This window comes from Candidatus Deianiraea vastatrix, assembly GCF_007993655.1.
GTDB lineage: Bacteria > Pseudomonadota > Alphaproteobacteria > Rickettsiales > Deianiraeaceae > Deianiraea > Deianiraea vastatrix.
This window is the reverse complement of sequence record NZ_CP029077.1, coordinates 1,055,820-1,078,053: the sequence shown is the minus strand read 5'-3', so window position 1 is coordinate 1,078,053 and position 22,234 is coordinate 1,055,820. Positions and strand designations below refer to the sequence as shown.

Annotated in this window: 19 protein-coding genes; 8 read left to right on the top strand and 11 right to left on the bottom strand. The window is 32.6% G+C overall.

All coding sequences use genetic code 11. From position 1 onward, the window contains the following. Position 1 precedes the first annotated feature (1 nt). Both deia_RS05160 and deia_RS05155 read right to left on the bottom strand, forming a co-directional pair. Positions 2-2,887, bottom strand: a complete 2,886-nt coding sequence (locus deia_RS05160; RefSeq protein ID WP_146821238.1) for a hypothetical protein — start codon at positions 2,885-2,887, stop codon at positions 2-4. Next, positions 2,877-3,503 carry a uroporphyrinogen-III synthase gene (locus deia_RS05155; RefSeq protein ID WP_146821236.1) on the bottom strand — a complete coding sequence of 209 codons (627 nt, stop codon included), beginning with the start codon at positions 3,501-3,503 and terminating at the stop codon, positions 2,877-2,879. Before deia_RS05155 ends, deia_RS05160 begins: the two co-directional genes overlap by 11 nt. Before the next feature lie 40 nt (positions 3,504-3,543). Between deia_RS05155 and deia_RS05150 the strand changes: the two genes are divergently transcribed. Beyond that, the gene (locus deia_RS05150; protein ID WP_146821233.1) at positions 3,544-4,194 is read left to right on the top strand and encodes an ATP-binding cassette domain-containing protein; all 651 of its coding nucleotides are present in this window, start codon (positions 3,544-3,546) and stop codon (positions 4,192-4,194) included. Between the two features lie 15 nt (positions 4,195-4,209). On the opposite strand, the gene deia_RS05145 is transcribed toward deia_RS05150, so the two are convergent. Next, positions 4,210-4,905 carry a hypothetical protein gene (locus deia_RS05145; RefSeq protein ID WP_146821231.1) on the bottom strand — a complete coding sequence of 232 codons (696 nt, stop codon included), beginning with the start codon at positions 4,903-4,905 and terminating at the stop codon, positions 4,210-4,212. Between the two features lie 6 nt (positions 4,906-4,911). Then, a complete protein-coding gene (locus deia_RS05140; protein ID WP_146821229.1) occupies positions 4,912-6,162 on the bottom strand; it encodes a hypothetical protein in 1,251 nt (416 codons plus the stop codon). Between the two features lie 149 nt (positions 6,163-6,311). Here deia_RS05140 and deia_RS05135 point away from each other — a divergent pair, with 149 nt between their 5' ends. From deia_RS05135 to htpG, 3 genes are all read left to right on the top strand, one after another. Then, positions 6,312-6,896 carry an HPF/RaiA family ribosome-associated protein gene (locus deia_RS05135; RefSeq protein WP_146821227.1) on the top strand — a complete coding sequence of 195 codons (585 nt, stop codon included), beginning with the start codon at positions 6,312-6,314 and terminating at the stop codon, positions 6,894-6,896. Between the two features lie 2 nt (positions 6,897-6,898). Further along, positions 6,899-8,002 (top strand): hypothetical protein, encoded by a 1,104-nt coding sequence (locus deia_RS05130; protein WP_146821225.1) that lies wholly within the window; start codon positions 6,899-6,901, stop codon positions 8,000-8,002. A gap of 62 nt (positions 8,003-8,064) precedes the next feature. Next, positions 8,065-9,918, top strand: coding sequence for a molecular chaperone HtpG (htpG, locus tag deia_RS05125; protein WP_146821223.1), 1,854 nt, complete (start codon positions 8,065-8,067; stop codon positions 9,916-9,918). A 145-nt stretch (positions 9,919-10,063) separates the two neighbouring features. On the opposite strand, the gene thrA is transcribed toward htpG, so the two are convergent. Beyond that, entirely contained in the window at positions 10,064-12,388 is a 2,325-nt protein-coding gene (gene thrA / locus deia_RS05120; protein WP_146821221.1) for a bifunctional aspartate kinase/homoserine dehydrogenase I, read from the bottom strand. Between the two features lie 314 nt (positions 12,389-12,702). Here thrA and deia_RS05115 point away from each other — a divergent pair, with 314 nt between their 5' ends. After that, a complete protein-coding gene (locus deia_RS05115) occupies positions 12,703-13,239 on the top strand; it encodes a TrbC/VirB2 family protein (protein ID WP_146821219.1) in 537 nt (178 codons plus the stop codon). Positions 13,240-13,263: 24 nt separating this feature from the next. Further along, entirely contained in the window at positions 13,264-15,036 is a 1,773-nt protein-coding gene (locus tag deia_RS05110; RefSeq protein WP_146821218.1) for an ABC transporter ATP-binding protein, read from the top strand. Between the two features lie 5 nt (positions 15,037-15,041). On the opposite strand, the gene deia_RS05105 is transcribed toward deia_RS05110, so the two are convergent. From deia_RS05105 to deia_RS05095, 3 genes are read right to left on the bottom strand one after another with little or no spacing between them, the layout of a single operon-like run. Further along, positions 15,042-15,599, bottom strand: coding sequence for an anthranilate synthase component II (locus tag deia_RS05105; protein ID WP_146821216.1), 558 nt, complete (start codon positions 15,597-15,599; stop codon positions 15,042-15,044). Further along, a complete protein-coding gene (locus deia_RS05100) occupies positions 15,596-17,224 on the bottom strand; it encodes a chorismate-binding protein (RefSeq protein WP_161982876.1) in 1,629 nt (542 codons plus the stop codon). Before deia_RS05100 ends, deia_RS05105 begins: the two co-directional genes overlap by 4 nt. Positions 17,225-17,275: 51 nt before the next feature. Further along, positions 17,276-18,247 carry an RluA family pseudouridine synthase gene (locus tag deia_RS05095; protein WP_161982875.1) on the bottom strand — a complete coding sequence of 324 codons (972 nt, stop codon included), beginning with the start codon at positions 18,245-18,247 and terminating at the stop codon, positions 17,276-17,278. Between the two features lie 61 nt (positions 18,248-18,308). Here deia_RS05095 and deia_RS05090 point away from each other — a divergent pair, with 61 nt between their 5' ends. Next, entirely contained in the window at positions 18,309-18,602 is a 294-nt protein-coding gene (locus deia_RS05090; protein ID WP_146821210.1) for a hypothetical protein, read from the top strand. Between the two features lie 2 nt (positions 18,603-18,604). Next, positions 18,605-19,189, top strand: a complete 585-nt coding sequence (locus deia_RS05085; RefSeq protein WP_146821208.1) for a LolA family protein — start codon at positions 18,605-18,607, stop codon at positions 19,187-19,189. Positions 19,190-19,274: 85 nt separating this feature from the next. Here the strand turns inward: deia_RS05085 and deia_RS05080 are convergent, their stop codons facing one another. The 3 genes from deia_RS05080 to ispD all read right to left on the bottom strand — a co-directional run bounded on the left by deia_RS05080 (position 19,275) and on the right by ispD (position 22,194). Further along, positions 19,275-20,420, bottom strand: coding sequence for a phage major capsid protein (locus tag deia_RS05080; RefSeq protein ID WP_146821206.1), 1,146 nt, complete (start codon positions 20,418-20,420; stop codon positions 19,275-19,277). 75 nt (positions 20,421-20,495) lie between these two features. Continuing rightward, positions 20,496-20,993: a hypothetical protein gene (locus deia_RS05075; protein WP_146821204.1), complete on the bottom strand. Its 498-nt coding sequence runs from the start codon at positions 20,991-20,993 to the stop codon at positions 20,496-20,498. Positions 20,994-21,006: 13 nt separating this feature from the next. After that, complete coding sequence (ispD, locus tag deia_RS05070) at positions 21,007-22,194, bottom strand: 2-C-methyl-D-erythritol 4-phosphate cytidylyltransferase (protein ID WP_146821202.1); 1,188 nt, start codon at positions 22,192-22,194, stop codon at positions 21,007-21,009. Positions 22,195-22,234: the final 40 nt, after the last annotated feature.

The following is a 22,234-nucleotide window of genomic DNA, read 5'->3' as shown; positions in this document are numbered from 1 at the left end:
ATTATAACACTATACAATAATCACGACATGCAAACTTCCAGCCACCTGTGCCATCAAGATAACGGCATTTTGAGCAAACTCCAGATAGCATGCACTGCATTTCTTTAAAGACAATCGAGTAATAATTCCCGCCTTTTAAATCAAATTTTTGGGCAAAAATATCCACAATATCGCAACTTGCAAGAAATAAAACCTTACCGCCGCTACACTCAAAATTATCAACATGTGAAATCCTGCATCCAAGGCTACGGCAAAGCTCCATTGCAACCGCATCACGCAAATCGTCATAAAAAATATGCAAATCTTTCGATAAAATGGACTGTAAAACATCAGATCTTGAAGAGTGCATAACAAAAAACTTTGCATCTTTATCAAGCAACATTTTAGTGGAATTTCCAACAACCTTTACCACAGATGTAAAAAAACCATCACTAAAGCCCGATATTATCATAGGAATTGACTCTGATTGCACACCATTTGAAACAATTTTCATCCGTGTTAAATCACCAATTTTTGCAATTTTTGTAAGCATTGCGGATTTATATTTAATCTTAAAAACACCAAATTCAACCTCCTGCACGCAAGTTTCTTGAGCAAAAAAGCTGCATAAAACATGAAATTTCTCATTTATTTTACAGCTTTGATAATCCGCATTTTGCACTCGTACATCGCACGCTCTTTCGCATTGATAATCGCCATAAAAAACAGATTTTTTCCCACTTGCAATAGCCTTTACAACGCTTCCGCTAAATTTTTCCGTCATGTCGCCAAGATATGCAGTTTTTTTATCAAAATCCGATACACATAAACTATTCATATCCTTCTTTTTATCATCAAAAACACCACCAGTAATGGATATTTTCGATCCATATTTTGCACACTTCGCACTATCAACATTATCAGCAATGTCCGCCCTTTCACTTCCATATGCAACAATTATAGACCTTGCAAATATTTCACCTTTATTTGTCAAAATTTTCACACCGTCCTCGCTTTTTTCATATCCCAAAATCTCCGTCTCATCACAAAAAATCACACCCTGTGCCCGTGCTTTTGCAATTTCAACATGATTTTGCTGGTATGCCGCAGAGGCAAAAATCCCTTTCCTTATCAATACTTTCACGCCTCCAAGCTTTTCAATTTTATCAGCAGAATTTGCAATATTTTCCGTTTTTCTATAATCACCAATATACCTTTCAAGATTTGCAAGCTCAAGACGAGAGAATTCTTCGCTATTTATTGAGTTTTTCTCGCTCATTTTTGTAAATTTCTTATAGACATTTTCAATTTTTGATAAATAATAAAATCCCGCCTCGGTTGCCGCGTCAATTGCAGTAAGCCCTCCCCCCAAAACAACGGCCGGCATTAAGATTTTCACCTCATGCTTACTTTTTTCATCAAAACTCTTGCCAAGGTGTAAATTCATTAAAAACTCCGATGCAGAAACGAAAAAACTCGATATTTCAGGATTTTTTATATTTCGTGGGTTTTTTGCCCCATTTGCAACAAAAATTTTCGCAAAATCCATTTCATACAGCAGTTTTTCAAGCAATAAACTATATTTTATATTCGAAAAAAACGCAATATGTCTAAAACGCGCCAAAATTACATACGCAATATCGATAAAATTCTTATTCCACCTGCTTGTAATGCCATATTCCATAACCCCGCCAAAGCAAGATGAATTGCGATTTTGCGGCAATTTATCAAGTTGAAAATGCTCGATAGGCAAAGTTATATCTATATCTGGAGCCAAAAAAAGCCCGCCGTCCGATAAAATCACATAATTTCCCTCCATTGCATTAAAAAACGCAGATGCAATGCCAGCAGGACCCATTCCCGATATAAAAATCGTCGATCCAGTCAAGCTTTTTGGAATATACGAAATTGCATTTAAAACGTTACAGCGAGTTAGCAAAAAATAAAGCTCAAAACCAAAGTTTTCTCTTAAAACACGCTCAAATACTACAGTTTCAATAGCAGGAATGTCAACCGGATCTTGTTTTTGATATATGCAAGACTTCATGCAATCATTGCAAATCCTATTACCAGTCAGGCAAATTAGCGGATTTTCAACCATCATAATCGCAAGAGATGCAATAAACTTTCCATCACGAAACGCAGCTATTGCAGGTGAAATATCCTGCTCTAAAGGACATCCAGAAAGCTCGATTCCATCGTTGTTTTTCGCAATTTTACCATCTTTACAAAATAGCCCATTTTTACAAGAATCCTTACCCCTTTCATGGCAATAAAGGCAGTAATTTCCCCCATAAGAAGCCACTTTTTCAAGATTTTCACCAACATATCGAAAATCATTACGCTCCGACTTTTCATTTGGCACAAGATTAAAATGCCTATTTTCCTTGGGATTTTGCAATAGCGATGAATTTTTCACAAGATTTGCATGGAAAATAAACGCAATCTGCCTGCATTTTTCGTCAAACTCATCATCTGTAACTTCATCATAATTTAGACTATACCCGTAATTTTTTAACCACAAAACAACATCGCCGTCAATATCGTCAAAATTCCAGATTTTATCAAGATTTTGGAAAATTTCCAAGCTACGATCTACATTTTTATACCAATTTCCATCATATTTAACAAGCAAAAAACGCTGTATAAAATTTCGACAAATCGCCCAAATTTCCCTTTCCTGTATTGCTTTTTTTACATTTTCCTCTTGCCATTTTGAAAGATTAAAAATTGGTATCAAAAATTCCTCTAAAATAAGCCCAAGATCTAGCAAAACACTAGCCGGCATCTTTGTTTTTTGCATTCGTGATTTTTGCATAAAATCGTGCAATTTTTCATCGCGCGCGCGCAAAAACTCAGCAAAATCCTCATCAAACCTGCGATAATTTGAAAAAACCTCAGTAATCATAGTCAATTATCTCATATTTTAAGCCATTTTTTACACATAATTCTATCGAATCTTCAGACATTATATAAAAAACCGTCGATTCCATATAGCCTTTTAAGCCACTTGCTATTATCATTTCAATAAATTTCTCAGCAATCATGGCAGAAAATAGAAATACACGCTCTAAAAAGCCAGATTTTATCAGTATTTTTGCGTCAAAACTCAGATCATCATTATATATAGCCTCATAGCAAGTAATTTCCAAGATTTTTTCAATATTTGGCACTTTTTTGACAATATTGCCTCGAAGATATAGATAATCCCAGTTTTTATCGATGTTTTTCTCAAGTTTACCGATATTTTTATACCTAGTAATTTTTGTAAATCCCGCTTCTTGTAATGCACGCTCCGCCCTCTTTCCAACTACAAAAAACTCAGTATCAATCGATAGTTTTGCAAGTGTTTCAGACATTGCATAAGGGCTTGTAATGATAATTTTGCGATAATTGCTAGGAATTTTTACATTTAGTAATTTTATTTCCATAATTTTTTCAATAAAAACCTCGTGTGCATCGTATTTTTTTACGAAATCGCTTGATAAAAAAAAATTTGATTTTACAATTAAAGTTTTTATCATACACTAGCAAAGCAAAATAAGTAAAATAGCTTTTTCTTTTATGTCAAGAAATATAGTAAAAATTGAAAATTTGTCTTTTAAATACGCAAAAAACCTAGTGCTGGACGGCGTTTCTTTTGATATAAACAAGGGTGATTTTATAGTGCTTACCGGCCCAAACGGCGGCGGAAAATCAACTCTTGCGCGATTAATCTTTGGTGAAATAGAGCTTCAAAAAGGCAAAATCTCAAAAAACGCAAGTATATCTTTTGCTCCACAAAAATTAATTCCGGCAAAAAATATGCCAATTACAGTTGGGAAATTCCTAGAATACATCGAGGAAAAATACCCATTTTACGAAGAGCTATACAACGCTTTCAATATAAAATCAATAGCAAACTTACAACTTGCAGATCTTTCAGGTGGGCAGCTGCAAAAGGTAAATTTGGTTGCAAATATACGCAAAAATTACGATTTAATAATACTTGACGAGCCGGATCAAAATTTAGATTTTGACAGCCAAGAAATATTTTATAAATTCTTCAAATCTATCCATAAAAACTCAAGTTTTATAGTGATTTCACACGATATTCACAGCTTTGCAGCATTTGAAGATGTAAAATTTTACTGTATTAATCAAAAAATCCATTGCGGAACGAGCTTTTCTACAGTTCATCACTCTCACTACGATTGTAAAGGATGCAATTCATGACACAATTGTAAATCCCTATTTCTGGGCAAAAATTGATACAATGTTATATTCAACATTTTTTTCAAAAAACTCATCAGCTGATCTAATAACTTTCCGTAATATAGGTCTTTTATCACGCTTTTCCATGCAATTTTGCTCTGATAATAATCGTATTTCACTAATTGCATCAAAAATATCTCTATATTCAACCTTATGCGACATAGCCGAAACAACAACATTTCTAAATCCAATTGACTGCATTAATGACCCAACTTGCTTTATATCAACAACTGGAAGAAAATGATTTACAAACCCAAGATTATGCTCTTGATATGCCTTATAAAATGCGTTACAAAGCGAAATTATATTATCACCTGCAAGCATTGTTCCAAAAAAAACTCCATTTTCATTTAAAATCAATTTCACATTTTCCAGATATTTGCGTATATTGTTTATCTTATGCATGTTATTAATTGAAAATACAGCATCAAATGTCTTATTTATGAGTATTTCACCATTGTAAATCCCATAACTTGAAATATGCTCTGCACTAAAACCTAGCTTTTTCGATAAAAAATCGCTTTTTGTATCAATAACAAGCTGCGAATTCTTTGATATATTTACCAGATCATTGTAATCATCGAAAATTGCATTATATAGATTTTTTTCAATTTCTAAAATACTTCCATTTCGTCTTTTCTCAAATTTCTCAATTGCTTTTACATCAAACATAAGAAACTAGAAGCATTTTAGTTGTTTTTCAACCCCTTTGGCACTATTTCGCCTCTTAGTAGGAGTTCCTGCTTCAGAATCCGTTTCTTCGCGACTATTTCCTTTTTGTTTTTTGTAAGGATCTCCTTTTTTATACATCTTTCCTTTTTCATCAATCTCTTCTTTCGGAACTTTTTCAGACTTCAAGAGGCGTGGCAATTTCTTGTCTTTTCTTTGTGGTAAATCTTGTGACGATTCCATCGTAATCGTTTTTGCCAGAGATTTGTCTATTACAACGCCTTTCTGATCAGATCTATCATGCTTTTTTAAAGATTTATAAGCATCATAACATTTTTTCATTCCCCACGTACAACCCAAACAAGAAACAACAAAAGATACAATTCCAATCAGATTGCTAAACAGAGATCCCGCAACTAAACCAAATAACCCTGGTGCAAATATACCAATACCACCTAAAACCGCTGCAACTAAAACCAAAAAACATACAAGAGCAATTTTCGCAGCTTTAAACTCTCCTTTTGATAGAAATGCAAATCCTCCATTATTTTCCCTAAGACATGAGCTATTAATTGAATGGGCAATTCCATCTTTAAATAACTTTAATGCTTTTGGATTTTCAATAAGCTTTTCACTATTTATAGTTAATTTTCCAGCTTCAGCAAGCCTAATAGCATCATCTAAATTAGAAATTGAGTAAATATCTTTTTCATCAGTGCAAGAAATACACCCTAAACCTATTAACTGAGCTATGATTGATGGATTGTAAGAAGCATTACTAATATTAATCTCAGCAGGCAAATCAAAACTTTTACTATTTAGCATACTTATTTTATTGGCTTTATACGAAGCTAATTTTGATTCAGAATCAGTTACATGTCCCTTTACAATCTCTTTCATCAATTCATCAACTTCATTAACATTATCGAATGAAATCGATTGGTTTTTTTCTCGCATTTTTTCTAAAACATCACTAATGTGCTTTCTTTCTTTAGGTTTTGTCACATCTTTCAAATAATAACACAAAACCATGTTTGCCGCATCATTTTCATCTAAATCAGCATCTTCGCACTTCTTTTTAAGAAATTCAACAAATGAAATAACTTTACAACCGAGCATTGACGCAAGTTCATTCCTTCTTTCAAATTCACCACTCAAGAGATTCATTGCCTTTAAACTTGGATTATTCATTTTTTGACCAATAGAGTTATCCCCATTACAATACCAATAATCTGGAACGGGAAGTTTATTTTTTTCCATAATACACTTTAGCAAAGACCAAAGAATGTATTATAATCAAAAATTATTGTCAAGTAGTTTTATTATCCAATTTCAAAAAGAAAAAAAAGCTTGATTTTTAATTATCAATCATTAATATCATTTTGAAAAGTAAGTTGTTATTTATACATATGAATATTGAAATTGCTCACCATGATAGTTTAAAAATCAAATCTCAATTTAGAGATTATATAAACAATACAATGCAGGAGGAACTTATGATATATCTATCAAACATAGATCAAGATGAAATCAAAATAAATATAGACTTTAACTCAGCACATAGAGATATTGAATGCAAAATTGTCATTCACGGCGGTCATGACATTATTTTAAGAACAGATTCCATAGAATCATCTATATCTCTTGCTTTTGATACAGCAATTACAAAACTAAAGAATAAAATGAGAAAATATAAAGATAAATTTGCTACATATCATAAACGCTCATCAAAAGGAGCCGAACATCATAACTTTAATAAAATTACAGCAAATTACGACGAAACAAATGATTTTGAAGAAATTGACACAAATGAAATTATTGAAGAAAAAAATGTAAAAGTAGAAATTCTTTCATCTGATGAAGCTGTTATGCAAATGGATCTCCTAGGCGTTGCAGGCCTTCCTTATATTGACAGTAAAACCGGTGACATATGTTTTGTATATAAAAGAAATGATGGAAATGTGTCGTTTATTAAATCTGGTAAAAAAATATAATTATGAAAATCTATAATAAAAGAAAAAAACGCGGCTCAATGATACAGCTATTGATATTCATAATCATCTTCGCAGGAATGCTATCAGTTGCAGTTGTCGCAGTTGAATATGTTCAAAATCAATATAGAATGTATGTTCTTACCAGAGAAGTCTCTGCAATAAGAGAGGAATCTAGAAAATTCGAAACCATGTACGGCGTGCCACCTTATTTAGTCAACTCAGGCTGGAGTTACCTTTCAATGTTTCAAAAAAACAATCCAAATGTACTAAAATTAATCTCAATGTCAGGTCTTGAAGCTTTTAGACTAATGAAACAAGTTGGCATGCTATCACTTTTTGACACAAATCCATCTTTTGCATACGGCATTACAGCAGTAACTAATACCCAATCTATCACAAGTAGCTCAGGAACGCCAAGTATTAAAAACGACTGCGCAACAGGCTCAAATAAATGCGATCTTGACTTCATACGCAGAATTTTAGTTGGTAATTTACTGCCTTACTCAAAATATAATATAAATGCAGTCTGGGTTCCAGGTGTATCAGCTAATTACTTCGCAGGAACATCAGTTGCAAATACTGGTATATCCCTCGCAAAGCAATATGGATTAATCTTAAACCTTCCACTTTTCGCTTTGGTTGGTAAAAATGGACTAAATCCAAACATGACACTTGCAAATCCAAGCACATCTATTGACACAAATCCAGTACTAGTAGCAGATGTCTCTTTCATGGCAAGACTTTACTCAAATGCTGCATCTACAACAGTGGTAGACGCAAAAATGACACCACAATCACCTGTAATGTCAGCAAGCGAAGCAAAAAATTTAGATTTAAAAATTGATGACGGCAAACCATTAACTGGCTTTATACTGGCTGATAATCCATATCCTTTTTATGGAATTGATAGATCTTCCAAAGGTGGCTCTTGCATTGATGCACCTTTAACAAATTCGCCTATATCCACAAACGCTTGGTCAGCAATAGATGTATCTGCATCAAAAATGTCAACTGCCGGATATATAAAAACAGTATCATACAACCCGGACTCAATATCAAAAAACAACTACGGTTGTATTTTATTTGTCTACCCAGATAACGGTTGATATAAATTTTGCCCTTGAAATTTTTTAAAAACTGAATATATTATATTAAATGATTTAGTTTTATGTCTGAAGTTAAAAGTTTTAATGCCGAAATATCAAGAGTTCTTGATATAATGATAAATTCCCTATATACAAATAAAGATGTTTTCCTGCGTGAGCTTATTTCAAACGCATCAGATGCATGCGAAAAACTCCGTCATGCAAGCCTTTTTGACCAAAATTTACTCGGCGATGATACAGACCTTACAATAACCGTTGAAATCGATCGTGAAAAAAATGCAATTGTAGTGCGTGATAATGGAATTGGAATGACAAAAGAAGACATGATAGAACATCTTGGAACAATAGCAAAATCTGGCACTGGCGAATTCATAAAACAGCTTTCAAGCTCAAATTCACCTGAAAAAATGCAGGATATGATAGGGCAATTTGGCGTTGGCTTTTATTCATCTTTCATGGTTGCTCAAAATGTTGAAGTTATATCAAAAAAAGCAGGCGTTGACGGTGTTTATTTATGGAAATCAGACGGTAAAAATACTTATGAAGTAGCTGAATCTGAAGAAAAAATCGACCGTGGAACTAAAATCACCCTTTATTTAAAAGATGACTTTAAAGAGCAATATCTCGATAAATTCAAGATTAAAAACATAATTGAAAGCTATTCAAATCACATAACCGTGCCAATTTTCCTAAAACATGAGGAAAAAATTGATGAAGTTAAAATAAATAAACAAGTTGCAATATGGGCAAGGGCAAAAAAAGACATTAAAGATGAAGAATATACCGAATTTTTCCGCTCACTTGCTCATCTTCCAGGTGACCCATGGCTTACAATACACAATAATATCGAGGGAAATATTAACTATACAAACCTACTTTTTATACCATCAAATAAACCCTTTGACCTCTTCCACCCAGACCGCATGACGCGTGTCAAGCTTTATGTTAAAAAAGTCTTCATAACCGAAAGCAATGTTCAATTAATTCCTAGATATTTAAGGTTTTTATATGGAGTAATAGACTCACCAGATATTCCACTAAATATTTCTCGTGAAACACTGCAAGATGATGTTATAATTGGCAAAATTCGTGATTTAATAACTAAAAAAGTCATTTCTGAGCTTAAAACTAAAATGGAAAAAGACTTCGATTCATACACGAAATTTTGGATAAACTTTGGCGCGGTTTTAAAAGAAGGACTTTGCGAACACCTAAGCGATAGAGATAGCCTGCTTGATCTTTGCATTTTCAAAACATCAAGCTCAAACGGCGAATTTGTCTCGCTAAAAACCTATATTGACCGCATGAAAGATGTGCAAAATGACATTTATTATTGCATAGCAGACGAAGAAAACCCTGAATCTAACCCGCAAATCGAAGGATTTATCAAAAAAGGCATTGAAGTCTTATACTTAACAGATCATGTCGATACTTTCTGGACAACGGTAATTTTTGACTACGCAGGAAAAAATATTAAGTCAATTAACCGCGCTGATATTGATTTATCCCTTGACAATGCAAAAACTGATGAAGAGAAAAATAAAAACCATGATCAAAATGAAAAAATGGTCAAGCTTTTCGAAGAAGCATTAAACGGCATGGTGAAAAATGTTATAATCTCCCGTAAATTAACAGATAGCGCCGCATGTATTTCCCTTCCCGAAGGTGCAATGGACATAAAAATGGAACGCTTTTTAATTGCCCAAGGTCAGCTTAAAAATGCAACACTAAAAATGCTTGAAATTAACCCAGATAACCCGCTTATTATCAAAGCTTTTAAAGAGCTTGAAGCTGGAAATACAAAAGGTAAAGACATGGCATTTGCAGTTTTTGAAATCGCATGCGTGGCTCAAGATGAAGGCATTAAAAATCCAAGCAAATTTGCAAAAAGACTATTTGATTTACTGTCAAGTTAATTAACGCCAGCGTCAAATATATCTGAAAAGCTAACAAATACCAATAGCCCAAAAGACATAGTAGTAAAATAGTTATACCATTTGCACTGCATTAGAAATTACAATACCTCACCCAAGCCCAAAAGACGCAAGCAATCTCAGCCTATTACAGCAATATATTTGCAAGCTTAATCAAATCTGATACAACTCCAATTGCAGTAACATCGGCTCCTGCTCCTGCTCCACGAATAACAAGTGGTGTTTTGTTGTAAAATTTTGTTGTAATTGATATTATATTATCCGTATGCTTGGTTGATGCAAGCGGGCTATCATTGTCAACAGCAATAATTTTTGCAGATGCCTTACCATCTTCAATTAACCCAACATAACGCAGTGTTTTATTTTCTTTATTTGCACTATCAAACATCTCAAATATTTGCTCATCCGTTGCATCAACAAGATTTTGTATTTTTAAATCTGAAAGATTTATCCTATATCCAATCATTCTTGCAAGTATTAACAACTTTCGCGCAACATCCATTCCACATAAATCATCACGAGGGTCGGGCTCTGTAAAACCATTTTCCTTCGCCATCTTAACAATATCACTAAATTTTACACCATTTGATAAATTGTTAAAAATATAGCTTAATGTGCCTGAAAAAATACCTTCAATCTTTACTATCTCATCACCACAATCAATTAAATCTTTAATTGTCGATATAATAGGCAAACCAGCCCCAACATTTGCCTCGTAAAACATGTATTTCTTATTTACCTTAAGGCAATTTTGCAACTTCTCAAATTCATCAAAATTAAGTGTATTTGCTTTTTTATTCGGCGTTACAATATTAAATCCATGATCTATAAATTTCCTATAATTTGCAACTAAATCATCAGAAGATGTACAATCAATTAACACATAGTGTATTAACGCCTCTTTGCTAAACCAAGATATAATCTCATCATATGATGAATACTTAAAACTCTCGCCAGATGGTAAAAATACTTCCTTGCTATTTGCATATCCAATTATCCTTAAATCTATACCTTTTTCTAAAAAATACTGCCTCTGAGAGTTAATCATCTTAATAACGCTCGAGCCAACAACGCCATTTCCAATAATCAGACAATTGACACATTTATTTTCAAAAATAGAATTGTGTATTAATTTTACACATAAATTTAATGCACTAGAGTCAACTGCAAAAGATATACTCATTGCACAAAGCCCCTGAGATATTGCATTAATATTGATATTTGCAAGACCTAAATTGCTAAATATTTTCCCAGATAAACCAGATTGATTTGCAATTTTAAACCCAGCAACTGCAACAATAGATTGATTATTCTTCACATCTATGCTAATTATATTTTCCCTTATCTCCTTTGTAAACTCACTATTTATAACCCTAATCGCCTCATTAATTTCATCACTTCTAACGCATATTGATATTGAAGACTCAGAAGATGACTGAGATATCATAATAATATTAATATTTGCCTTATTAATTGCACTAAAAACCTGCTTTAAAAACTCTCCAATACCAAGTATATTAAAGCTATTTATATTTATTAAAGACACATCCTCTATTGCAGTTATACCCTTAATTCCCATTTCTTCATCTGTTTTAGACGATATCAGCGTTCCTTCGTTTGTAATATTATATAAACCTCTTATACAAATTGGAATGTCATCAGATATTGCAGGGCTAAGAGCCATTAATGAAACAACCTTGTTTCCAAAATACGAAAGCTCAGACATTTCTTTGTATGATATTTTGCTAATCTGAATTGCATTTGAAACTATTTTCGGATTTGCAGTAAAAACACCATCAACATCTTTCCATATAACAATTTTCCCTGCAGAAAAAATCTTCCCCAAAAGAGCCGCAGTGTAGTCAGACCCATTACGCCCAAGCGTTGTTGGCCTGCCCTCTCCATCTGATGCTATAAATCCTGTAATAATATTTATCTTGCCTATATTAACAAGATTTTTGCATAAACTGGAAGTTGCTTCAAAATCAACCTTAGCAGATGTAAATGTTGAATCAGTTCTAATGCAATTTTTCGCATCTATTAACTCAATATTAGATGAATCTTTGGCAAGAAATAAATAAACAATATTGGAAGATAAAATTTCACCATATCCAACAATCAAGTCAAGTAATGATAAATCATAAAACCCCTCTTTATATAGATATTCCGAAATATCTTTTACCCTAATTAATATTTCACCTATTTCCTTATTATCTACCCCAAGATCACTACATATCTTAAGATGATAATCTCTTAAACTATCAATCTCGCTTATATATTTAACATCCTTCTTACTTGCATACTCTGCTATCTTAATCAAACCATCTGTAACACCATGCAAGGCTGAAAAAATATTAATTTTATTCCCATCCTTAATAATTATATCTGCAATCTTCCTTATATCATCAGCATTTTTTAAAATCGATCCACCAAATTTATATATTTCTAACATAAAAATCAAAAAATTATTAACAAAAAAAGCTATAGAAATTTATTCGTCATTTCGGAGCTAGCAACTCTAAAATGACAAACGCATTTGCATCATTTTCGCATTTCTTGTTTTAATTTCGGTGCAAAATAGCGTAATTAAAGTTAATATTTCCCTTTGAAATAATCTTTTCATAAAACTTAATTTACGCATCTTCTTGTAAAGAAATATAAAATAACATTTTTAATTGTCAATTTAAATTTATGAACAATATTAAATAAAATAATTCTTGAATATTATATAATTAGTTTTATAATAGGTTAAATTTTCAGATATTTATGCTAAAATATTTAGTTTTGTCAATTGTTATTCTGTTTTCAACGGCAACAAATAAAGCAAATGCCGTTGCAAGAGGTGCTGCATGTAATTTAACAACAGCAAGCTCAACAGGTGATGATGGTAGTAATTGCGATGCAGGTCTTGTTTGTCAAGCAAGTAGTGGTAAATGTGGCAGACCAAGTGAAACAATATGTACTGCACTTCGTCAATGTACAATAGGATATATTTGCAGAAATGACGATGGAACAACCGTTATTCAACCAGGCTCAAACGACACTACCTTTGGAGTATGCTATGTAAAAGCAGGAAGTACCGAATCAAATCCATTTGGCGATGCGCTATGCGGCGTATACCTTCTTGCAACAGGTAAAGTTGGTCGTGGTATAGTTGTTGTTGTAATATTCGTAATCGGTATATCATTCTATCTTGGAAAAGTATCATGGGGTACTGTCGTTGCAGTCGTAATTGGTGTTGGTTTCTGCTTTGGCGGACCAGCAATTGTTAGCATTCTTGTCGGTAAATCATTTGTCTGCTAAAAACTTTCGTTTTTTATCATTCAGATGGCTTGCAAGAAAAATACATCAAAAATGGACTGGACAGTATGGACAAAGTTCATTTCGATGTATGTCAAGCCAAACTACATACTACTTTGCGTCTCAGTCGTCTTAATGATAATAGCGGCAATTGCAACAGCAGCATCAGCTCAATTGATGGACCCAATAATAAATAAAATCTTTATTTCAAAAGATATTAAAAAACTTTGGAATATATGTGGAATGATATTAATAGTCTTTTTCACAAAATCCATTTCCGTATATCTATATAAGCTAATTATTAGTATCATAAATGGTAAAATTTCAAGAAAAATTTCGCAAGATCTCTTTTCAAAATTAATATCACTAAATATGGATGATATTTCAAAGATACAAACAGGAAAAATTATTACATACTTCAATACAGATATTAGAAATATTAGGCAAATTATCGAATCAATTGTTATTGGCGTTGCAAAAGAACTTTTTACAATATTCTTTCTAGTTGGCCTAATGTTTTGGAAAAGCTGGCAATTGTCAATTATAGCTTTAATTGGCTTTCCTATAGCATTTTATCCCTTGATAAAACTCACATCAAAACTTCGAAAAGTTGTAAGAATATTCCAAAATTCATCTGAAAGACTAAATATCTTCCTGCAAAATAGATTCGATGGAATAAAAACAGTAAAATCCTTCGCCCAAGAAGATTGCGAAATAGGAAGTATGAAAAAAATTACAAACGAATTATTCGATCTTGAAATAAAATCAAGTAGAATAGGCTTTATAGGCTCCCCTTTGATGGAATTCATGGGTGGCTTTGCAATTGCCCTTGTAATACTTTACGGCGGATACGGCGTAATTGACGGAAAAATGACAGCTGGTAACTTTTTCTCATTCCTAACTGCCCTCTTAATGCTTTATAAACCATTAAAATCAACATCAAGCATTAGCACAACCCTTCAAAACGGCTATATATCCATTGTCAGAATATTTGAAATCTTTAATATAGAAGGTAAAATATCTTATAATAAATCTAGTAAAGATAAGGATATTGACATTTACAATCCTAAAATTGAAATAAAAGATTTATCCTTCAGCTACAAAGACAAAGATACATCATCTGTAATTCTCGATAATATCAATTTAACCATTCAAGCAGGTGAAAAAATTGCATTAGTTGGCGAGTCAGGCGGCGGAAAATCTACAATCGTAAAATTAATTATGCGTTTTTATGATGTATCATCAGGCAGTATATCAATAAATGGCGTAAATATAAAAGAAATGAGCGTTAAGCATTTACGCAAAAATATTAGCTATGTAAGTCAGGAAGCCTTTCTTTTTGATGAAAGTATACTCTTTAACCTAACATATGGAATATCAGACTATACAGAAGCCGATATTGAAAAATGCCTTAAACTTGCAAACGCTTATGACTTTATTCAAAATATACCAGGCAAATTAAATGGAAAAGTTGGACACATGGGTAGTAATCTTTCAACAGGTCAAAAACAACGCCTAGTAATTGCAAGAGCTATGCTTAAAAATGCACCAATTATAATACTAGACGAAGCAACATCAGCCCTTGATAACAAAACTGAAAAAGATGTTCAAGATGCCTTAAATGAATTAATCACAGGTAAAACAACTATTATAATCGCTCACAGATTATCAACAGTAACCTTCTGTGATAAAATACTTCTGCTTGCAAATGGCTCAATAGCAGAATCCGGCAAACATGAAGAAATGCTAAAAAATGAAAACTCCCTTTATTATAAATTATATCACGCACACAATATTTAATTATATTACACCTTGCAAAAATTTCTAAGCAATATATCTCCATTTTCACTTAAAAAACTCTCTGGGTGAAATTGCACACCAAATATTGGAAGATATTGATGCTTTATAGCCATAATCTCCTCATCTTTCCTATCCCTAGCACATATTTCTATACTTTCTGAAATCTCTTTAATTGCAAGAGAGTGATACCTTGCAACAAATAAATCCTCCACAATGCCTTCAAATATGCCATTTCCATTGTGCGATATTGCAACCCTTTTGCCGTGCATAACATATCCTGCATGCCCTATTTTACATCCAAAATACTGCCCAATAATCTGATGCCCAAGGCAAATTCCAAGAATTGGTAACTTATCTTTAAAAATATCAATCACCTCAAAGCAAATTCCTGACTCATTTGGACTTCCCGGCCCGGGAGAGATAATGATTTTCGCGGGATTTAAATTATCAATATCATATATAGTAGAGTCATTTTTAAGTACTACAACATCCTCTCCAATTTTCTCAAGAAGATGAACAATATTATATGTAAATGAATCGTAATTATCAATTAAACATATCATATCTTTACCTCAAAAAAGCCATAAATATCACTCAATAAATATACAAAATCAGCACTCTTTAGCTCATCTATCGTCATACTTGCAACCCTTGCATCTAAATTATCAACAATAATTTTTGATGAAATATTCGTAACTATCTTCTCTTTACAAATAGGGCTAAAATACATATCATCTTTTTTGATAAAAACTTTACACCCACGCGCAGTATTTGCTATAATTCCACCATCATTAAACATTATTATGTCAAAAATATCACTTCTTTTACCTGAAATGTCAGAACATCTACCTAAAATCTTGCTAAAATCTTTCTCTATATCCAATATTTCAACTTTTTTTACGCATGACTCATAATCTTTAATAAAATACGAATATTTACCATCTTGACTTAGCATTATTTGCAATATACCAGAAGAGCAATCTTTCAAACTAGGTAAAATCGGCTTAATAAAATTAAAACCAAAGTAATCAGCTTTATATTTAAGATTTTCAATATGCAATTCATAATCTTGAACTTGGCTATTGACAATTTTCACTTCTTCTAGAATATCAAATTTATTAACCTTTCTTATAAATTGCGATTTTAGCTTGCATTCATTAAATTCATCCTTCTGGCAAGATTCATATAAAATACCTCCACCAATTCCCATACTATACTTATCATTTTTCAAAACTATAGTTCTAATTGCAACATTAAAACAAAAATCATTGTTTGGCATTATATAGCCTATTGCCCCACAGTACATTTCACGAGGTCTGGACTCATTTTCTGCAATTATCTCCATTGTTTTTATTTTTGGCGCACCTGTAATAGACCCACATGGAAAAAGCGCCCTTATAATATCATAAAATGATTTATCTCTAACTTCACATTTAACCGTTGATATAAGTTGACGCAAAGTGCCAAAATTTTGTATTTCAAAAGGATTTTCAACTTCAACACTCCCCTTTTCTGCAATAATTGACATATCATTTCTAATTAAGTCAATAATAATAGAATTTTCAGATATTACCTTTTCATTTCGTAAAATACTATCATCACTTTCATTTATTCCAAATGTTCCTTTCATAGGCTTTGAAGTAAGTAAATTACCCCTCTTGCATAAAAAAAGCTCAGGCGAAAAAGATAAAATTTTATAATCATCATACTGCAGTAGTGCTGCAAATTCAGATTTTTGCTCCTTGCAAAGTGCATAAAATAATTCATCAGATTTTAAATTTGCAGAAAAATTCATCGAAATTGTGTAATTTGTTTGATATGTATCGCCATTTTTTAAATGTGATTTAATATTTGCAATTTTCTCATTATACTCATCTTCATTTTCTGTATAACTTACATCATAAATACAGCCATTTGTAATATCTGGAATTTCTATATCTTCTTCCTCAATTTTAGAAAAGACATCAAAATGTAACAGTGGATATTTGAGCTTTTTGTGATACACTTTCTTTGGTAAAATATAACATCCAGCCTCATAGCTTATAAATCCTGCAATAAAATATCCCTTTTGCGTATATTTCTCAATATTTTCAAGTATAGAAATAAGAGACTCTGAGTCATATGCAATAAGAGTTTCAACTTTATCATGAAATTTTACTACTTTGTTAGTTTTTAAATCGTAAAACACAAAAAAATGTTTTAAACCTTGTCTAAAAGTTATTTATTACTTGTCAAGTATTTACTTATCAATAGTTTTTAAAATTTCCTTTAAATCTTCTGGTAAATCTGCCTTAAACACTAGTTTTTTTCGTGTTTTTGGATGCAGAAAAGAAAGAGTTTGCGCATGAAGAGCGTGTCTATTCATATTTTCAATTTTACTCATTATGCCATCCTCAAGCTTGAATTTTTTGCAATTTTCATACATTTTATCCCCAAGAATGCTGTGTTTCATGCTTGATAAATGAAGGCGAATTTGATGCGTTCTTCCAGTTGAAAGCTCGCACGAGACAAGTGAAAAAGCCCCATTTAAAAAGGTTTTTTCCACTTCATAATATGTGTTTGAATATCTTGCATTGCTATCATTTTCGTTACAAATAATCATTTTTCCATCGGCAAATGAGCCTTTTTTCATGAATTTTTCAATAGTTCCACTAGTTGGAACTGGAACTCCGTAGCAAATTGCAAGATATTTGCGAAAAAAAGTCTCCTTTTCCTTTAAATCTTCAGATAAAATCCTGTGTGCATCGTTATTTTTGGCAATCACAAGCAACCCGCTTGTGTCTTTATCAAGGCGATGCACTATTCCAAGCCTATCAAGACCTGCAATATCTGATAATTTCTCCTTTGAAAAGTGCGAAACAAGTGCATTTACTAAGGTTTTATCGACATTTCCACCACCTGGGTGAGTTGTAAGGCCGGCAGGTTTGTTAATCACCGCAAGATGCTCGTCTTCAAAAACTATGTCAAGTTTAATGTCGTATTGCTTAATTTTTGAAAAATCTTGCTTATCGCTTAGTAAAAAATCATCTAAAATCGTTACAATATCGCCATTTTCAAGTTTATAACTTGGTTTTTCAACTTTGTCATTTACCTTTGCAAGACCATTTTCGATTTTCGCCCTTATTTGCGTTCTTGAAAAGCTAAATTTTGATGTTAAAAACACATCAAGCCTTGTCAAAACATCGTTTAAATCTGATATTTTAAATTCCATAAAAAATAATTTGCTTATTATATACATTGGTTTAGAAATATTCTAAAGGATTAAAAATTATATGCAAGCATTATACAATTTATTAATTACAATCGAGATTTTAACTGGTATTTTCATACTAATTATCGTAGTTACATCCAAAGGCTCAAGCGACGGACTTGTTGCAAAAGCAAATACCTCAATTGCCGCAACATCTGTTTCCCCAGGTACAAAATTAACAAGAATAATAGTTGCAATCTTTCTTGTAAATTCATTACTAATCGCCATTACTCGTCATAAAATGCAGAAAAATTCAAGCATTATTGCAAATTTTGACAAGGAAGTTTCTAAAAACCTTGCACCATCTGATGAGTAGTTATGAAATCAATACTTTCCTTGATTTTAATTACATTTTTCGTAAATACATCTCTTGCAAAGGAAAATTGCACTCATCTTGAAAAATACGATAATGCTCTCTCGTCAATATCTACAATGCAGGCGGATTTTACACAAAATATCAACGGAAAATATCACTCATCCGGTAAGTTTTTGATGAAAAAACCTGAGAAAATCCTTATAGATTACAATAAAGGGGCGGTTAATGCTTTAATCGGAGTAAATGGAAAGCTTGCAACTTATTTGGATAAAGATTTAGAGCAAATTTCCCACATTCCAAAAGATAAAACCCCTGCACATTTCTTATTAAATACCGATAAACAGCTTTCAAAAATGAATATACAAGAGTGCAGCGATGAAAAAAATGGCGGCTATGCAATAACTTTTTTGCAAGCAACCGACATAGTAAGTGGTAAATTTACAATGATTTTCGATAAAAACGCGGTAATTTCAAAAATATTAGTAGAGCAGGGCGACGGCGATTTAATCGATCTAACCTTTACAAATGTTGCTTTAAATGGCGAAATACCAAATTCAAAATTCATAATTAAAGACCCTCGTCTTTAAAGCAAAAAATCCCCGCATATAACGGGGATTAGTTTTTTAAAATAGCTACAAGTCTACAAAATAGCAATTATAAAACTGTAAAGTGCTATGCAGAAATCTTCAATACTTTAAACGCATTTTGATTTACAACATCACCACCAACTCTTTTTGTTGAGTAAAATGAAACAAATGGTTTTGCACTAAATGGATCTCTTTGAATTGCAACATTTTGATGATCTGCAATTAAATAACCTTGATTTAAGTTACCATATATAGCGCAAAGGCTGCCTGCTGCAATTGATGGAATATTACTTATAGTATATAATGGAACGCCCATTATTGTATCAGCTTTTCCTGATAAAATACCTGGCATCCACAAATATTGACCATTTGCATCTTTAAGCTTTCTTATCTCCTGAACAGTTGTTTTATTCATAAGCATTACAGCACCTTCTGAATAAACATCTCCAAGAGAGTAAATTAGATTTACAAGACCGTCAACAGTAATCTTTGCAGCATCACCGCTTTTAACAGTTTCAATTCCACTGCCTGAATTTGCATAAGACAAAATACCTTGTGGCTTGTTGATACCATTACCATTAATAAATGCGTCATTTTCTTGAACAAGGAAAATTTGTGCAAGCTCAGTTGCAAGCCAGTTTTCAAAGTCAATATTAACATCACTAAGTAGCTTTTGAGTAACCTTTGGCTGAGCTATAAGATCGTTAATTTTGATAGTTAATTTCTCATAACCTTCAATTGAATCTGGAGCTGTTGTTCCATCTGACCATTGAGCTGCAACGCTTTCTTTGTTTCTTACAAATTCAAAAGTATCGCGAGAAACTTGTACTTGATTTGCAAATTTACGAATAACAGATTTTTCAGACAAAAAGCTTAAAATTATGTCATTCATTCTTTGAGAAAATGGATAACCGCTGTCATAATTTGACACAAAATCACCAGTTCTTGCATAATCTACGAAAGCTGATTTTTGATCAACTGGAAGATTTAATGCAGGCTGTGCTATTTTTAGCGATTTTTGCTGTGCATTTCCCGCTTGCATTAAAGAATTTACCGCAACTGTTGCCTGTTGTTTTGCCATTTCAGCATTAAACTGCACAGTTAGTGCATCAATTTTATCATTTAGCTTTTGGATTTGCTCTGCAACGAGTGGGTCGTTACATGCTTGATCATTTACCGCCTTAAGGTCATTATATGCCTGTGCGATTTGATCTTTTAGTTGAGTTTGCATAGTTAAAAAAAACAATTAATATGCTTCAAAACTATGTTGTGATTTTTGGGAAGCAAAAAAATTAATTAGCCATCCTTAAGTGCACTTTTCCTTAAATTCATAAAGAACCTCACTGCTGCATTTTAAGTCTACCTTGGAATAACTATTTTCTATAAAAGACTTTTCAGCCAAATTCATACAATATTTCATATACCTATTCCAAAAGTAATTCAATTCTTCTTTAGTGCATTTGCTAACAGATAAATATCTATACTCCAATGCAATCCTTTTAAAAAACTCTATATCTACTTCATTTTGCTTTGCTCTTACATCGCCAAAACTCAAATCCTTTAATTCACTTATATCTGTATATTTAAAATCTTTGTCAACAATAGTGCCGGTTACATGATTATGTATAGTAACATTTCCGTTAACGCTTGATTGACTCAAATCACCAGTTTGAGTCACTTTCTGCTCTTTTGCGATATTTACATTCATTTTATTTGATGCATTTTGACTACCAGATGAGAAAAATATAGTAAGTAAAATTGCTACAAGAATTATAGCTAAAGATATAATTTCATTTTTCTTCATACAAAAAACCAATTTAAGCAATACTTTTAACCTCAAGCATACAAACCGCCTGAACTTCTATTGCATTTCCACTTCCAACGCTATCTAAACCCTCTTTTGTCTTACCCTTGACGCAAACTAAAGATTTGTCAATTTCAAGATTTTCCGCAATTCCAGCAGATATTAAATCTCTATACGGCGAAATTTTTGGCTTTTCCGTTATAATGTTTATGTCTATATTCTTGATTTTTGCACTACTCATCTTTAAAAGTGCCTTAATTTTTTCAAAAAATACTATCGAGCTGGCATTTTTGTACTTCTCATCTGTATTTGGAAAATGCGTGCCTATATCCCCCTTATTTAAAGCTCCTAAAATGGAATCTATAACAGCATGCGAAACGCAATCTCCATCTGAATGCGCATCAATTTTAAACTCATGCGGAACAACAACACACCCAAGCGTAATAGACCCATTTGCCGACCTCTCATTTGTAAAACGATGAATATCATACCCAATTCCAACTCTGTAATCAAGGCTTACATTATTTGACATTGACGCAATTAACTGCTCTGCCCTGTCGTAATCTGAATCTGTCGTAATTTTAAAGTTGTTTTGAGACCCAACAACTATTGTAACCGGTATATTTGCATGCTCAGCTATTGCACAGTCATCTGTAAAAGACATGTGCTTATACATTTGATGATTTGCTAAAATCTCACTATAAATAAAGCCTTGCGGAGTTTGCGCCCGCCAAAGCTCAGACCTATCAACAGTCCATAATACCTTAGCATTATCACATTTCTTTATAGTATCCTCAATTAAAACAGCAGGTAAAACCGCACGAGAATAATCAAGTTCATTAACAACAGCAGATATTGTTTTTTTGTCAACAAATGGCCTTGCAACATCGTGAATTAATATCTTTTGCGGCGAAATTTGTGCTAAAAATTCAAGACCACGACGAACAGACTCTTGACGAGTCGCCCCACCAAGTACAGGAGGTAAAATATCGAGCCCAGCAACTGACTCCTTGTATAAATCCTCATCAGATGGATGTATAACGACTAAAACATTATCAATTTCAGGGTGATTTACAAATGCCTCAACAGACCTTCTAAGAACCGTTTTGTTTCCAAGTGGCAAATATTGCTTTGGAATGTCATAATCCGCAACCATTCTAGACCCACGCCCAGCTGCAACAATTAAAGCAATAACAGACATTTTTAGCTAAAAATTTACCAAAAGATATAATATTTTTTTC